This window comes from Methylocystis sp. sgz306128 (assembly GCF_056032725.1).
Window position 1 is genome coordinate 100,806 of the sequence record NZ_JBVYWO010000003.1, and the last position, 14,159, is coordinate 114,964.

Genomic DNA, 14,159 nt, shown 5'->3' on the forward strand with positions numbered 1-14,159 from the left:
CACAATCCGCGCAGATGCGCAAAAAGAGAAGACCTATTTCTGGAATTCGTCCGGCCTGACCTTGCGCCCCACAGAATCCAGCACGGCGTTGATCATGCCCGATTCCTCGCGTCCGAAGAAGGCGGAGGCCACATCGACATATTCCGAGATGCTGACGCGCGGCGGAATGTCCTTGCGCTTTTTCAGCTCGTAGGTTCCGGCGCGCAATATGGCGCGCATCAGGGCCTCGATACGGGTCAGGGGCCAGCCTTCGGCCAGCGTCGCATCAATCAGCCGGTCGATAGCCACCTGATCCTTGAGCACGCCGTTCATCGTATCGCGGAAAAACGCCAGCTCGGCCGGACGATACTGGTCGCCCTCGATCTCCTGCCCGATCCAGAACGTCTCGAACTCGGCGAAGACCTCGTCGATTCCCTTGCCGGTCACATCCATCTGATAGAGCGCCTGCACGGCGGCCAGCCGCGAATTGGCGCGTTTGTTGCCCGCTGCCATCAGTGCGCACCAATCTGGCGCTTGATCCGCAGAACGGCCAGTGCCGCGCGGGCCGCATCGCCGCCCTTGTCGCCCTGCGCCATATCGGCGCGGGCCACGGCCTGCGCCATATTTTCGACAGTCAGGATGCCATTGCCGAGCGGCAGCTTGCGCGCAATGCTCAGATCCATCAGCGCGCGGGCGCTTTCACCGGCGACGATTTCAAAATGATAGGTCTCGCCGCGGATAACGCAGCCCAGCGTCACCACGCCATCATAGGGACGGCCAAGATCGCGCGCCGCATCGAGGGCAATGGCCACCATGGCCGGAATTTCCAGCGCTCCGGGCACGCTGATCACATCGAACCGTGCATCAGCCGCAGCAAAGGCAGCCTTGGCGCCGTCGAGCAGCATGGTGCCGATATCGTCGTAGAAACGCGCTTCGACAATTAAAAACCGCGCTCCGTGCACAGATTCAACCTGCACGGGCGTCTCGCGCCGTGGTTCAGCCATAGGCCCTCTTCCTCATTCGATATGCGGCTGTGTTAAACTGCGCGACGCGCAAGAGCAACCCGATTCTTGCTCAATCACCCCACCTCGGCCAGACGGGCGGCATAACGCGCCATCATGTCCACCTCGAGATGAATGGCATCCCCGGCCCTGGCGAGGCCCCAGCTTGTCACCGCCAGCGTGTGCGGAATGAGCAGCACGGAAAACACATCGTCCTCGACACTGTTAACAGTGAGCGAAGTGCCGTCCAGCGCCACGGATCCTTTCTGCGCGATGAATTTCTTCAGATGCTGCGGCGCCCGCAGGGTGAATTTCGCCTGTCCCTCGAAATCCTCGCGCGAAAGCAGTTGCGCAAGCCCGTCCACATGGCCCGAAACAATATGGCCGCCGAGTTCATCGCCGATTTTCAGCGAGCGCTCCAGATTGATGCGGCGCCCCGGCTTCCAGTCCTTGAGCGTGGTAAGAGACAAAGTCTCTGCGGCGGCATCGATATCGAACCATGTCAGATCGCTGGCGCGGCCCATATCGACGACGGTCAGGCACACGCCCGCACAGGCAATGGACGCGCCGAGCGCGATGGATTCCAGCTTATAATGACAGCCGATGCGCATGCGGCGCAGCGAACCGCGATCCTCGACGCTCAGCACCTCGCCCACATCCGTAACCAGCCCGGTAAACATTGTCATATCCTCTCAAAAAATTCGGCCCGGTCCTGTCCGATCATGCGGATATCCTGACGCGCATAATGAACCCGGTCCAGCAGCCGCGCCCGCGCCCCGGTCGGGAGCGACGCAACGCCCTCCCTCCCCAGCGGCTTGGGGCCGGTGAGCAGCACAACCTCATCCGCAAGCCCTCCGGCGATCAGAGCAGCGCCGATCCTCGGGCCACCCTCGCTCATCACGCGCAGAATGCCGCGTTCGCTCAATGCCCGCAGCGCAGCAGAAAGATCAAGACAACCGTCCGCCAGCGGCAGCGCCTGAACGGTCACGCCAAGGCGCTCCAGAACCGCTACACGTCCCGCATCGGCCTGCGGGCCTGTGAACACCAGCATCGGCACGTCGCGCGCCGTCGTGGCAAGACGGGAGCGCGGGCTCAGTCGCGCCTGCGAATCGAGCACCACCCGCAAGGGCACATAGGATGCCCCCGGAATGCGCACGGTCATTAACGGGTCGTCGTCGATCGCTGTACCAATTCCCACCATGATTGCATCATGCTGGCTGCGCAGAATATGCACATAGGCATTGGCCGCCTGCCCGGTGATCATCAGGCGCGGATCATGCCGTCCGCCGGCGGCAAAGCCGTCTGCGGTCTGGGCCAGTTTCAGCGTCACCATCGGCCGGTTGCGGGTCACGCGCAGAATATGGCCAAGATGCTCGCGCCGGGCGGCATCTGCCCCAACGCCCACATCGACATTTATACCGGCAGCGCGCAAACGGGCATGGCCCTGCCCCGCCACCAGCGGGTTGGGATCTTCAAGCGCCGAAACAACCCGCGAAATGCCTGACGCGATAATCGCATCGACGCAGGGCGGCGTCCTGCCGTGATGGCTGCATGGCTCCAGCGTGACATAAAGCGTTGCGCCGCGCGCGGCTGCGCCTGCCTGTGCGATCGCCACGGGCTCGGCGTGCGGGCGTCCGCCGGGCTGGGTGAATCCGCGTCCGACAATGACGCCATGCCGGACAATGAGCGCCCCCACCGCTGGATTGGGCGCAACCCGCCCCATGCCGCGCCGGGCATAGCTCAGCGCCGCCTGCATCAGGCGCGCGTCAGTCATCGCTGTTTTCTTTCAGGCCGGACAATTCCTCGGCGAGAGCGCCAAAATCCTTGGCATCGCGGAAATCCCGGTAGACCGAGGCAAAGCGCACGTAAGCCACGGCATCGAGACCCTTGAGGCCTTCCATGACGATCTTGCCGATATCCTCGGACGGAATATCCGTCTCCCCCGAACTTTCAAGCTGGCGGACAATGCCATTGACCAGCCTCTCCACTCGCTCCGGCTCCACCGGACGCTTGCGCAGGGCAACATTGATCGAGCGCGTCAGCTTGTCGCGGTCAAAAGGCACGCGGCGGCCTGTCTTCTTGACCACGGTCAGTTCGCGCAGCTGCACCCGCTCGAATGTCGTGAAGCGGCCTCCGCAATCAGGGCAGATGCGCCGGCGGCGGATGGAGGCTGAATCATCCGTCGGCCGGGAATCTTTCACCTGCGTATCGAGACTGCCGCAATAGGGACAGCGCATGGTCTATCCTTGCTGGAAAATCCGGCGCAAGGCCGGCGCCTCACGCATAAATCGGGAAGCGTTTGGTGAGTTCATGCACGCGGGCCTTGACGCTCTCCTCAATCGCGGAATTGCCAGTCTCGCCATTCTTCGCCAGCCCGTCCAGCGTCTCGGCGATCAATTCGCCAACAAGCTTGAATTCCTCGGCGCCGAAGCCGCGCGAGGTCGCAGCCGGAGTGCCTAGGCGGATGCCCGAGGTGATCATCGGCTTTTCGGTATCGAACGGCACGCCATTCTTGTTGCAGGTGATATGGGCGCGGCCCAGCGCCGCCTCTGCCGCCTTGCCGTTCAGGCCTTTCGAGCGCAGGTCAACCAGCATGAGATGGTTGTCGGTGCCGCCCGTGGTCAGCTTGTAGCCATGCGCCATCAGCGTGGCGGCCAGCACTTTGGCATTGTCGGCCACGGCCTTGGCATAGAGCTTGAACTCAGGCTGCAGCGCCTCATGGAAGGCCACCGCCTTGGCCGCGATCACATGCATCAGAGGGCCGCCCTGCAGGCCGGGGAACACGGCCGAATTGATCTTCTTGGCCAGATCCTCGTCATTGGTGAGGATCATGCCGCCGCGCGGGCCGCGCAATGTCTTGTGGGTGGTGGTGGTGGCGATATGCGCATGCGGGAATGGCGAGGGATGCGCCCCGCCAGCCACAAGACCGGCGAAATGCGCCATGTCCACCAGAAAAATGGCTCCGATCTTATCGGCGATGGCGCGGAAACGGACAAAATCCCAATGACGCGGATAGGCAGAACCGCCTGCCACGATCAGCTTCGGCTTGTGGTCCAGCGCCAGCTTTTCCACGGCATCCATATCGATCAGCTGATCGTCGGGCCGCACAGTATAAGACACGACGTTAAACCATTTGCCGGACATATTGACCGGCGAACCATGCGTGAGATGTCCGCCCGCAGCAAGATCAAGGCCCATGAACGTGTCGCCCGGCTTCAGCACAGCCATGAACACGGCCTGATTGGCCTGACTGCCGGAATTGGGCTGCACATTGGCGAATTTGCAGTCGAAGAGCTTGCAGGCGCGATCAATGGCCAGCTTCTCGGCCATATCGACAAACTGGCAGCCGCCATAATAGCGACGCCCCGGATAGCCCTCGGCATATTTGTTGGTCATCACCGAGCCCTGCGCTTCAAGCACGGCACGCGAGACGATATTCTCCGACGCGATCAATTCGATTTCGCTGCGCTGGCGGCCGAGTTCAAGCTCGATCGTGCGCGCAATCTCCGGATCGGCATCGGCCAGCGCGGCGGAAAAGAAACTGTTGGATAAAGCATAGCGCGGTGCGGAACTCATCGGATGATCCTTGTTCGGAACGAGCTTGAACGGGAAGTTTAGCCCCTAACACAAGTCTATGCGTCAGGAAAGAGCAGAAGCCACGACAAGCGACACCAGCGCGCAATTTCCGACACCGCAATGTCGCACCTCTAACCCGTCTGTGCGGGGCATCTGCACGGCCGGCGTTAAATAAGCAAAAGGCCGCAACATTGGAGCGGCGCGGCCTTCAGAACTTTTGCAACTCAGCTTATTGTTGGGTCATAGGCGCAAGCTGGTCGATATTGACCGGCGCAGGCGCCTGCCCCTGACTGGAGACGGGCATAACCTGCCCGTTCGGCTGCTCAACCACCGAATTGGCGTCCTGCACCGGCGTGCGGGAATAAACGGCATTGTTGGCCACCGGCGGCGTCGCGCCATTGCCGTCGCGCTGATAAATATCCTCGCGGAAATTGACCACGCCCTCCGGCGTGCCCCAGGCGGTGATGTAGACCCAATAGACATTGACGGGCTTGGTGATCTTCACATCGAGCCGCTCGCCCGATTCCATCGCCTGATCAACCCGGGCGCGATCCCAGCCCGGCTCATATTTCAGCAGCCACGCGACATAATCGCGCACGTTCTGCACGCGCACGCAGCCTGAGGACACAAACCGGAAATCATCGCCGAACACGCCCTTCTCCGGCGTGTCATGCATGTAAACGCCGTAAGGATTGGCGATATTGATGCGCACGAAGCCCAGAGAATTGATATCGCCGCCCGGATCCTGACGATAACGGTAATTGACGGCTTCCGTGGAATGCCAGTTGATCGAGGACGGCGGAACTTCCTGACCCTGCTGGTTGAACACGCGGATCTTGTGGTCGCTCAGATAATTCGGATCCTCCTGCATGCGCGGGATGAGATCCTTCTTGATCAGACTTGCCGGAACCGTCCAGTACGGGTTGAAATTGATGTCGAGCGCGCGGGTATTCATCACCGGCGACTGCCGGTCGATTTTGCCGACGCCCGCATTGTGATGGGTGACAACCTGCCCGTTCTCGACGGTCTCGACCTGCGCCGCCGGAATATTCACCGTCACATAGCGCTCACCAAGGTTGCCCGAGAACGACCGCAGCCGGATGAGGTTCGTTTCAAGCTGGCGCAGCCGCGATTCCACAGGAATGTTCATCATGGTCAGCGTTTCAGGCCCTACAACGCCGGTTTCCGTCAGGCCGTGGCGCGCCTGAAATTTCTTCACGCCCGCTTCAACGTAGGAATCAAAAACTGGACTGGCGTTCGAATCGGCGCTCATATCGCCGGTCACGATCAGTCTCTGGCGCAGGATCAGCACCGACTTGCCCTTGAAGCCCAGCTTCATGGTCTGGCCCGTTGGCACCATCGGCCAGCCGCCATGCGCCATGAGATCGGTATACTGGGTTATGGCCGCTTCGGTGGCGGCAACGGTCTGAGGCGACAAAATCGGCGTCGTGGAGCGCGGAACGGTCAGATTTGCCGAAACTTCATAATTCTGGCGCCACTCGGCCTGATTATCGAGATCATCGGCTCTGGCCTGCGTCAACATTCCCAGAACCATAGCCGACGCGGCTCCCGTCAACACAATCCTCCGCCCCAGCAAAGGAGCATTTTTCTCGCTCGTGCCCATGATCAACGCACTTCTCCACAAAACATTACGCTCATATCTGCTTCGTACGGCCATACGCCCGCACTGGCAATTCCAGCCGTTCATAAAATATGAGCATTTATTGCTGATTTGTGATTAAAAATGCATGACCAGTCAGGCAAGATTATGGCAGCCTGCCAAAAACATCGGGCCCGGACATAGCCGGACCCGAAAAAATGTCGTTCGCGCAGCTCAAACTTACAGGCGATATTTGATCTGATCCGTCCAGAAGCGTTCAAGGCGGGTCAACGCGCGGTTAAGTGCTGCAAATTCCTCTCCCTGAATGCCGCCGATCTGCTCCACCGTGCGCACATGCTTCTCATAGAGTTCGGCGACGATATCGTGAATGATTCTCCCCTTCGGCGTCAGGCTGATACGCACGGCGCGCTTGTCGATGCGGGAGCGGGCATGGTGCAGATGGCCCATGTCCACCAGCTTCTTGACATTATAGGAGACGTTCGAGCCCAGATAATAACCGCGGGTGCGCAATTCGCCGGCCGAGAGTTCCTTGTCGCCGATGTTATAAAGCAGCAATGCCTGAACCGAATTGATCTCCGTTTCGTTGCGGCGGTCAAATTCATCCTTGATCACGTCGAGCAGGCAACGATGCAGGCGCTCAACCAGCGAGAGGGATTCAAGATAGATCGGGCGGATTTCGTTCACCCGCTCCTTGCGGGCTTCCGTTGATTGGCTCTTCATCACTGCTGACATGGTCTTACCCCTGATTAACTCCCGGCTCACGGCCCGGTTCGTTTGTGAGGATGAAACTAACCAGCAGGAATGAAAGCGAGTTTAAGTAATAGAATGAATCCCTCGTATACAAAATTGAGTGAATCAAAGATAAATTAAATCAGCTGTTTACTAAGACTCCAGCTCTGTTGTGCCGGTTTAGCTGGCCTCTTTGTCGAGCGCGCGCGCCGCAAGCCAGGAGAGCACGAAGTAGCAGACAACCAGCACGACCGTGACAATATGCTCGCCCAGATAGCTGGGCAGCGCCGATTCCAGCAGCGTGATTGTGGCGAGTTCCGCGATGACAGCCGCAAGCCACAGCACCCCGCCCCAGGACGCCGCGAGCCAAAGCCCGACAGCGGCAACAAAGTCGAATACGGCGAAAAACGCCACGCCAAACGCCGCGATCGTTGACAGATTTGCGATATCAATCGGGCGGACTGGACCGATGTTAAGCAATCCGCACCAGATCAGCAGGCCCTTCAGCAGCCACACGCAGGCCGTCACCCGCATAAAGACGATGAGCAAAAAGCCCCATCGCGGCAGATTGGTGCCAAAAGCGGCCTCTCGCGAGGCGGATATGGGCGGTTGCGGCCCAACCACCAGCGGCACCTGTTTCGGGCGTTGCGCAGCGCCGGAAGATTTCATCCGATGTCCTCGTTCAATTCCTGCCCGGGCATTGCGGCAAACATGGCGTCAATGTCCCCTTTTGGCACAGCGGCAACGCTCTCATGCTGCCATTTCGGCTTCATGTCCCGGTCAATTATGACCGCACGAATACCCTCATAAAAGTCATTATGGTGAATAATACGTGATACAAGCCGATATTCAACCTGCATTGCGGCGGCAAGCCCCTCATGCGCACGGCTCAGACGCCGGCCTTCGCGCAATTGCGCCGCGGTCAGGGCCAGCGAAAAAGGTGATTTGCCCTTCATATCGGCCAATATGCGCGCGGCATCGTCGTGCCCGTCCCGGGCACGGCGCGCCAGACATTCCATGATCGCCGCTGCATCGATGGTTGTGAAGCAGGCGCGCATGTCCGCCCAGCGCGCAAAAACATCGGCCTGCGGCGCGGGCTGCGCGAATTTCGCCACCACATCCGCAATCGCGCCGCCAGCCGCCAGATCCTCTCTCAGGGCAGAGAATTGATCGGACGGAACAAAAGCATCCGCAAGGCCGCAGGCCAGCGCATCGCCCGCTTTCACGCGCTGTCCCGTCAGGCCGAGCATTATGCCGAAATCATCCCTGAGGCGCGGCAGGAAATAGGTTCCGCCGACATCGGGAAAGAAGCCTATGCCCACCTCCGGCATGGCGAAGAGATATTTCTCGCTGGCAATCCGCAACGCGCCATGCTGCGATATGCCAACCCCGCCGCCCATGACAATGCCGTCGATCAGCGAAATGACCGGCTTTGAAAACCGGCTGATGCGGATATTGAGGCGATATTCCTCACGCCAGAATGTCAGTTGGGCCGCGTGATCCCCCGCACGGCCCTGTTCATAGAGACGCCGGATATCGCCGCCCGCGCAGAACGCCTTCGTCCCCGCGCCGCAGACCAGCACGCGCGTCACGCGTTTATCCGTCTCGAAACGACCGAGCGCCGCGTCCAGCAGGCGCACCATGTTCAGCGTCAGGGCATTGAGCGCATCGGGGCGGTTAAGAACAATGAGTCCGGCCTCGCCTTCAGTGCTGACGACAATTTCCGGCTGCGGCGATGGAATCGACATTCATGCTCTCCTGTCCTTCTCCTGCACCATTACCTATTTGCGGGCGAAACGGGCAACTGGAAATCCGGCTAATAAAGGAATGCCGTTTCGCTTGACGGCGGCGGGAAAACGGGTGCAGGAACAATTCAGTGCTGCACCCAATCGCCAAGAGGTCCGATCTTGAAACTGCAACTGACCCACCGCCCCCGTCGCAACCGCAAAAGCGACTGGGCCCGTCGTCTGGTCGCTGAAAGCGCGCTTTCGGTCGATGATCTGATCTGGCCGGTTTTCATTATCGACGGACAGAACCGGCGCGAACCGGTGAAATCCATGCCCGGCGTCGAGCGCCTTTCGATCGATCTGCTCGTGCAAGAAGCGAAACGCGCCGCCGCGCTAGGCATTCCGGCCATTGCGCTGTTTCCCTATACCGACCCCGATCTCAAGGACGAACTGGGCTCGGAAGCGCACAACCCCGAAAATCTCGTATGCAAATGCGTGCGGGCGCTGAAAATCGAGGTGCCGGAACTCGGCGTCATCACCGATGTCGCGCTCGACCCCTATACCAGCCACGGCCATGACGGGCTGATGGACGGCAACGACATCGTCAACGACGCCAGCGTCGCCGCCCTCATCGGACAGGCGCTGAACCAGGCCCGCGCCGGGGCCGACATCATCGCCCCATCCGACATGATGGACGGACGCGTGGCCGCCATCCGCGCCGCGCTGGATGAAGAGGGCTTCGAGCATGTGCAGATCATGGCCTACGCGGCCAAATATGCCTCGGCCTTCTATGGCCCGTTCCGCGACGCGGTGGGCTCGGGCGGTGTCCTGAAAGGCGATAAACGCACCTATCAGATGGACCCTGCCAACAGCGACGAAGCCTTGCGCGAAGTGCAGATGGACCTTGAGGAAGGTGCGGATATGGTCATGGTCAAGCCGGGAATGCCCTATCTCGACATTGTCCGGCGTGTGCACGACACGTTTTCGGTGCCGACCTTCGCCTATCAGGTCTCGGGCGAATATGCGATGATCATGGCTGCGGGCAACAACGGCTGGCTGGACGGCGAAAAGGCAATGATGGAAAGCCTGCTGGCCTTCAAGCGCGCCGGCGCAAGCGGCATCCTGACCTATTTTGCCGTGAGAGTGGCAGAAAAGCTGCAAAACGCGTGACTTTTGTAATGATGCCTGATCCTAACCGTCTCCCGAGGGATAGAGAACTAATCACCCCTTGAACCCGATGCCCTTCACCAGCACGCCGTCGCCAAAGCGGGCGCGGAGCTTGTCCATCGCGGCCTCGGTCGCCTTTTCGCGGTGTAATGTCACGTCGGCAAGGTCGCCGTGGTCGGCCTCCGCTGCCGGATACAGGTCGGACACGCCGACGCCCAGAAGCCGGTAAGGCTTTTCCGGCTCCGCACCCAGCGCCTCGCGCGCGGCGGCGAAGATGCGCCCGGAAAGCTGTGTCGGCTCATGCAGCGTTCTGGCTCGGGTATGCAGTCTGAAATCCGCGCCCTTGAGCTTCAACGTCACGGTTCGGCCTAAAAGACCGGCTTTTTTCAGGCGTTGCGCCACGCGCTCGGACAATTTGAGCGCCACCGGCAATAAAGCCGCATGGGTTGAAATATCCTCAAAGAAGGTAGTTTCCGCCGAAACGCTCTTGGTTTCGCGCTCGGGGCTGACACGCCGGTTATCCTCGCCATGCGCCAGACGCCACAGACGCCGCCCCTCCTCGCCGTAAAGGCGCATCAGATCCGGCTCCTGCGCGCGCTGCAGGTCGCCGATGAGACGGTAGCCATCGCGGCTGAGACGCTCCAGCGCCACCTTGCCGACGCCGTAAATCAGCCCCACGCTCTGGCGGGAGAGAAAGTCCACCGCCTCCGCCCGGCCAAGAACCGAAAAGCCGCGAGGCTTGTCGAAATCAGAAGCGATCTTTGCCAGAAACTTGCAATAGGATAGCCCGACCGAAACCGTGATGCCGATGTCCTTTTCAATTTTATGCGCAAGGCGCACCAGACTGACCGCAGGACTGGCGCCGTGCAGCCGCGCCGTCCCCGACAGATCAAGAAAGGCCTCATCGATGGAGAGCGGCTCCACCAGCGGCGTCAGCGCCCGCATCATCTCGCGGACCTCGCGCCCGACGCGCGCATATTTGGCCATGTCCGGCGCAATGACCACCGCCTTCGGGCAGGCCTTGAGCGCCTGAAACATCGGCATGGCCGAACGCACGCCATAGGTGCGGGCAATATAGCAGCATGTGGAAACAACGCCGCGTTTGCCGCCGCCGATGATCACCGGTTCATTGATGAGCGACGGATTGTCGCGCTTCTCGACCGAAGCGTAAAAGGCATCGCAATCGATATGGGCAATGGCAAGCGCGTCACGCTCCGCATGTCTGAGCAGCCGCGGAGACCGGCAGGACGGGCAGCGCACGGCCGACATATCGGATGCCTCTGCAAGGCAATCGCGACAGACCGGACGGCCCATGCCCACAGCGCTCATATTGAATCCCAGTGCTGCGGCCCGGAAAGGCGCATACGCGCCGCCATGATCGATTCCGGCCTGACCTTCTCCCGTTCGGCAAAGGCGACAATCAGGTCATCCCCCGCGCAGATGAAATCCAGCACCGAGCCCCAGAACTGCGGCGCTTGCGCTGCCTCGCGCAGGGACTCGGGCGCAAGACCGGTTTCGGCAAAAAACCGCAGCATCACATCCTCGTCGCCGATCATATATTGCAGCGCTGACAGCGCCAGTTTCTCATCAGCTTCGCGCTGTCGCGCAAGCCGGTTTTCCGATGCGCCTTCTCTCCGTACGATGGCCATGACATGAGTTCTCCACAGGCCCATTTTCAAATCGTTCACGTTTACGGCATATACTATAAAGTAACGAAAATGGCATCATGTCACAGCCAGATACCGCCGCCGCAGGCTGCGACACCCAGGTGAAATTATGACAAAAAGCGTGTTGATCGTCGAAGACAATGAACTGAACATGAAGCTCTTCAACGATTTGCTGGAGGCCCATGGCTATGCCACCATTCAGACGCGCAACGGCGTCGAGGCCGTGGAACTGGCCCGCAAACACCGGCCTGACCTCATCCTGATGGACATACAGCTTCCGGAAGTCTCGGGCCTTCAGGTCACGGCCTGGCTCAAGGACGACGAGGATCTCAAGCATATCCCGGTGATTGCCGTTACCGCCTTCGCCATGAAGGGCGATGAGGAAAAAATCCGTCAGGGCGGTTGCGAGGCCTATCTGTCCAAGCCGATCTCCGTGGCGAAATTCGTTGAAACCGTGCGCATCTATCTGGATGACAAGTGAGGCCGGCCGATGAGCGCGCGTATTCTTGTTGTCGATGATATTCCCGCCAATGTCAGATTGCTGGAAGCACGGCTGACGGCTGAATATTTCGAGGTCTATACGGCCAGCTCGGGCGAAGAGGCCATCGCCATCGCCCAGCAGGGCAATGTCGACATCATTCTGCTGGATGTGATGATGCCCGGAATGGACGGCTTCGAGACCTGCATCAGGCTCAAGGCCGACCGCCGCACCGCCCATCTGCCCGTGGTTATGGTCACGGCGCTGGATCAGCCGGCCGACCGCGTCAAGGGGCTGGAGGCCGGCGCCGACGACTTCCTCACCAAGCCTGTTGACGAACTGGCGCTGCTGGCGCGCGTGCGCTCGCTGGCGCGGCTGAAAGTCGCCACGGATGAACTGCGCATCCGCGCCAAATCCTCATCCAATTTCGGCCTGCGCGACTCCGCGCTTGATATCATGGCCGAGCGCGATCCCACGGGCCGCATTCTTCTGGTCGAGGACAGGGATTCCGCTGCCTCCCGTATCAGCGATATATTATCCGTGCTTCATGAGGTTGAGCTCGAACGCCAGCCGCAGGAGGCGCTGTTTCGCGCCGCCGAAGGTGACTTCGACGTCATTCTGGTCAGCCTTGGCCTTAACAATTATGATGCGCTGCGTCTGTGCAGCCAGATCCGCGCTCTCGAACGCACACGAACCCTGCCGATTATCCTGATCACCGACACGGAAGACCGCACACGGGTCATGCGCGGCCTTGATCTCGGCGTCAACGATTATATCATGCGCCCTGTCGACAGGAACGAGCTTGTCGCCCGCATCCGGACGCAGCTGCGCCGCAAGAAATATGCGGATTCACTGCGCAATGAAGTACAGACAACCATTGAAATGGCCGTGGTCGACCAGTTGACGGGGCTGCACAACCGCCGCTTCATGGATATGCATCTAGCCAGCCTGATGGAACAGGCCTCGGGACGCAACAAGCCGCTCTCGGTGCTTGTGATGGATATTGACCATTTCAAACGCGTAAACGACACCTTTGGCCATGATGCCGGCGACGATGTGCTGCGCACCTTTGCAACACGGGTCAAGCGCATCGTGCGCGGCGCCGACCTTCTGTGCCGGATGGGCGGAGAAGAATTTGTCATCGCCATGCCCGACACCAGCGCTCTTGTCGCCATGAAAGTGGCCGAGCGCATCCGCTCCACGATTTCCGACGAGCCCTTCCCCATTCACGGCGGCGCGGACAAGATCAACATCACCGTCTCTATCGGACTTGCCGAACGCGGGCCGGAAATTTCAAGCGACGTCATCATCAAACGCGCCGATCGCGCGCTCTATCGCGCCAAGACCGAAGGCCGCAACCGCGTTATCCGCGACGCGGCCTGACGAGGCTATCTGGCGCATGCTTTGGCAGGCGCGGCCTCGAATTTCCGCATTTCGCCCTGCAGCACGAAATCGCCGTAATCGAGCTTGAGGTCGCGCGAAACGCCATTCTCGTAAAGATCGAAGGAAACGACATAGCTCGGCTGCTCATGGGCACGGCCCGCCTCGAAATAGGAGATGGTGACCGGCCAGCGCCGCACATTCCTGAGTTCAGCCTGCTGCCCGGCAAATCCCGCAGGCACATCGGTTTTGGCCTTGCCGATCACGGTCAGCGTATCGAACAGCTTTTCGCCATTGTCGGAGCCATCATAAACCTGATGGGCAAGAGTGGTCTCTCCGGCCCGTGCGGCATTGATGATGGCGACAACATGCTGGGTCGGGAAAAATATGTCCTTGGGAAAGCTCAGCTTTCTTGTATCCGGCTTGGCAAGGCTCACGCTGACGCCGCCATTCGCATCGCGCATGGCCTTGCCGTCCACCGCATCGCCGGGCCTGCCATCGTTCAGCGTGCTGGCCCGGAACTGGAAATTATTATAGGCCGCGTCTTCAAAAGTGGTGGTGCGCACTTCGCTGACATGCACGCTGCCGTCCTCGCCGGAGAGTTCCATCATCTGCCGGAAATTGGTCGTGTATCCCTCGCATTGCGAGCCGGAAAAATCATAGGCGATCAGCCCGCGCGCATCCGCCGGACCGCCTGAGCCGCTGCCATGCAGGAGCTTGAGCTCATATACTGCCCGGTGCGCCAGCAATTGCGCCTGAGACGTGCCGGCCATGGCCAGAGACAGGCCAACAGCCAATGCCGCGCTTTTCCAGTTCATCATGCACTCCCGCGTC

The 14,159-nt window shown here is 60.3% G+C and carries 16 protein-coding genes; 3 read left to right on the forward strand and 13 right to left on the reverse strand.

What is annotated here, in order from left to right; translation table 11 throughout:
* Positions 1 to 33 precede the first annotated feature (33 nt).
* The 10 genes from nusB to AC0N03_RS06545 all read right to left on the reverse strand — a co-directional run bounded on the left by nusB (position 34) and on the right by AC0N03_RS06545 (position 8,654).
* Positions 34 to 492: a transcription antitermination factor NusB gene (gene nusB / locus AC0N03_RS06500; RefSeq protein WP_474287801.1), complete on the reverse strand. Its 459-nt coding sequence runs from the start codon at positions 490 to 492 to the stop codon at positions 34 to 36.
* A complete protein-coding gene (gene ribH / locus AC0N03_RS06505) occupies positions 492 to 983 on the reverse strand; it encodes a 6,7-dimethyl-8-ribityllumazine synthase (protein WP_474287802.1) in 492 nt (163 codons plus the stop codon). Before ribH ends, nusB begins: the two co-directional genes overlap by 1 nt.
* A 74-nt stretch (positions 984 to 1,057) precedes the next feature.
* Positions 1,058 to 1,660, reverse strand: coding sequence for a riboflavin synthase (locus AC0N03_RS06510; RefSeq protein ID WP_474288107.1), 603 nt, complete (start codon positions 1,658 to 1,660; stop codon positions 1,058 to 1,060).
* 2 nt (positions 1,661 to 1,662) lie between these two features.
* Positions 1,663 to 2,754, reverse strand: coding sequence for a bifunctional diaminohydroxyphosphoribosylaminopyrimidine deaminase/5-amino-6-(5-phosphoribosylamino)uracil reductase RibD (gene ribD / locus AC0N03_RS06515; RefSeq protein WP_474287803.1), 1,092 nt, complete (start codon positions 2,752 to 2,754; stop codon positions 1,663 to 1,665).
* Positions 2,747 to 3,217: a transcriptional regulator NrdR gene (gene nrdR, locus AC0N03_RS06520; RefSeq protein ID WP_474287804.1), complete on the reverse strand. Its 471-nt coding sequence runs from the start codon at positions 3,215 to 3,217 to the stop codon at positions 2,747 to 2,749. The genes ribD and nrdR overlap by 8 nt, the downstream gene beginning before the upstream one ends.
* 40 nt (positions 3,218 to 3,257) lie before the next feature.
* Positions 3,258 to 4,556, reverse strand: coding sequence for a serine hydroxymethyltransferase (glyA, locus tag AC0N03_RS06525; RefSeq protein WP_474287805.1), 1,299 nt, complete (start codon positions 4,554 to 4,556; stop codon positions 3,258 to 3,260).
* A 229-nt stretch (positions 4,557 to 4,785) separates the two neighbouring features.
* Complete coding sequence (locus tag AC0N03_RS06530) at positions 4,786 to 6,111, reverse strand: L,D-transpeptidase family protein (RefSeq protein ID WP_474287806.1); 1,326 nt, start codon at positions 6,109 to 6,111, stop codon at positions 4,786 to 4,788.
* Between the two features lie 285 nt (positions 6,112 to 6,396).
* Complete coding sequence (gene ldtR, locus AC0N03_RS06535; protein ID WP_474287807.1) at positions 6,397 to 6,909, reverse strand: transcriptional regulator LdtR; 513 nt, start codon at positions 6,907 to 6,909, stop codon at positions 6,397 to 6,399.
* Positions 6,910 to 7,086: 177 nt separating this feature from the next.
* Positions 7,087 to 7,575, reverse strand: coding sequence for a DUF6163 family protein (locus AC0N03_RS06540; protein ID WP_474287808.1), 489 nt, complete (start codon positions 7,573 to 7,575; stop codon positions 7,087 to 7,089).
* Positions 7,572 to 8,654, reverse strand: coding sequence for an enoyl-CoA hydratase/isomerase family protein (locus tag AC0N03_RS06545; protein WP_474287809.1), 1,083 nt, complete (start codon positions 8,652 to 8,654; stop codon positions 7,572 to 7,574). Before AC0N03_RS06545 ends, AC0N03_RS06540 begins: the two co-directional genes overlap by 4 nt.
* Before the next feature lie 159 nt (positions 8,655 to 8,813).
* Here AC0N03_RS06545 and hemB point away from each other — a divergent pair, with 159 nt between their 5' ends.
* Positions 8,814 to 9,803, forward strand: coding sequence for a porphobilinogen synthase (gene hemB / locus AC0N03_RS06550; RefSeq protein ID WP_474287810.1), 990 nt, complete (start codon positions 8,814 to 8,816; stop codon positions 9,801 to 9,803).
* 51 nt (positions 9,804 to 9,854) lie between these two features.
* Here hemB and AC0N03_RS06555 read toward each other — a convergent pair whose 3' ends face one another.
* Positions 9,855 to 11,129, reverse strand: coding sequence for a DNA polymerase IV (locus AC0N03_RS06555; protein WP_474287811.1), 1,275 nt, complete (start codon positions 11,127 to 11,129; stop codon positions 9,855 to 9,857).
* Entirely contained in the window at positions 11,126 to 11,449 is a 324-nt protein-coding gene (locus AC0N03_RS06560; protein WP_474287812.1) for a DUF3572 domain-containing protein, read from the reverse strand. The genes AC0N03_RS06555 and AC0N03_RS06560 overlap by 4 nt, the downstream gene beginning before the upstream one ends.
* 127 nt (positions 11,450 to 11,576) lie before the next feature.
* On the opposite strand from AC0N03_RS06560, the gene AC0N03_RS06565 reads away from it, so the two are divergent.
* Together AC0N03_RS06565 and AC0N03_RS06570 are read left to right on the forward strand one after the other, a co-directional pair.
* Positions 11,577 to 11,948: a response regulator gene (locus AC0N03_RS06565; RefSeq protein WP_474287813.1), complete on the forward strand. Its 372-nt coding sequence runs from the start codon at positions 11,577 to 11,579 to the stop codon at positions 11,946 to 11,948.
* Between the two features lie 9 nt (positions 11,949 to 11,957).
* On the forward strand, positions 11,958 to 13,328 hold the full coding sequence (locus AC0N03_RS06570) for a PleD family two-component system response regulator (RefSeq protein WP_474287814.1): 1,371 nt from the start codon (positions 11,958 to 11,960) through the stop codon (positions 13,326 to 13,328).
* Positions 13,329 to 13,333: 5 nt separating this feature from the next.
* Here the strand turns inward: AC0N03_RS06570 and AC0N03_RS06575 are convergent, their stop codons facing one another.
* Positions 13,334 to 14,143, reverse strand: a complete 810-nt coding sequence (locus AC0N03_RS06575; RefSeq protein WP_474287815.1) for a cell envelope integrity EipB family protein — start codon at positions 14,141 to 14,143, stop codon at positions 13,334 to 13,336.
* Positions 14,144 to 14,159: the final 16 nt, after the last annotated feature.

Bases quoted from the DNA above. Each gene is read 5' to 3' on its own strand.
- glyA (WP_474287805.1), bottom strand. From the start codon at position 4,556: ATGAGTTCCGCACCGCGCTATGCTTTATCCAACAGTTTCTTTTCCGCC.
- AC0N03_RS06575 (WP_474287815.1), bottom strand. From the start codon at position 14,143: ATGAACTGGAAAAGCGCGGCATTGGCTGTTGGCCTGTCTCTGGCCATG.
- ldtR (WP_474287807.1), bottom strand. From the start codon at position 6,909: ATGTCAGCAGTGATGAAGAGCCAATCAACGGAAGCCCGCAAGGAGCGG.
- ribD (WP_474287803.1), bottom strand. From the start codon at position 2,754: ATGACTGACGCGCGCCTGATGCAGGCGGCGCTGAGCTATGCCCGGCGC.
- AC0N03_RS06565 (WP_474287813.1), top strand. From the start codon at position 11,577: ATGACAAAAAGCGTGTTGATCGTCGAAGACAATGAACTGAACATGAAG.
- nrdR (WP_474287804.1), bottom strand. From the start codon at position 3,217: ATGCGCTGTCCCTATTGCGGCAGTCTCGATACGCAGGTGAAAGATTCC.
- AC0N03_RS06570 (WP_474287814.1), top strand. From the start codon at position 11,958: ATGAGCGCGCGTATTCTTGTTGTCGATGATATTCCCGCCAATGTCAGA.
- AC0N03_RS06530 (WP_474287806.1), bottom strand. From the start codon at position 6,111: ATGGTTCTGGGAATGTTGACGCAGGCCAGAGCCGATGATCTCGATAAT.
- ribH (WP_474287802.1), bottom strand. From the start codon at position 983: ATGGCTGAACCACGGCGCGAGACGCCCGTGCAGGTTGAATCTGTGCAC.
- AC0N03_RS06555 (WP_474287811.1), bottom strand. From the start codon at position 11,129: ATGAGCGCTGTGGGCATGGGCCGTCCGGTCTGTCGCGATTGCCTTGCA.
- AC0N03_RS06540 (WP_474287808.1), bottom strand. From the start codon at position 7,575: ATGAAATCTTCCGGCGCTGCGCAACGCCCGAAACAGGTGCCGCTGGTG.
- AC0N03_RS06510 (WP_474288107.1), bottom strand. From the start codon at position 1,660: ATGTTTACCGGGCTGGTTACGGATGTGGGCGAGGTGCTGAGCGTCGAG.
- AC0N03_RS06560 (WP_474287812.1), bottom strand. From the start codon at position 11,449: ATGGCCATCGTACGGAGAGAAGGCGCATCGGAAAACCGGCTTGCGCGA.
- nusB (WP_474287801.1), bottom strand. From the start codon at position 492: ATGGCAGCGGGCAACAAACGCGCCAATTCGCGGCTGGCCGCCGTGCAG.
- AC0N03_RS06545 (WP_474287809.1), bottom strand. From the start codon at position 8,654: ATGTCGATTCCATCGCCGCAGCCGGAAATTGTCGTCAGCACTGAAGGC.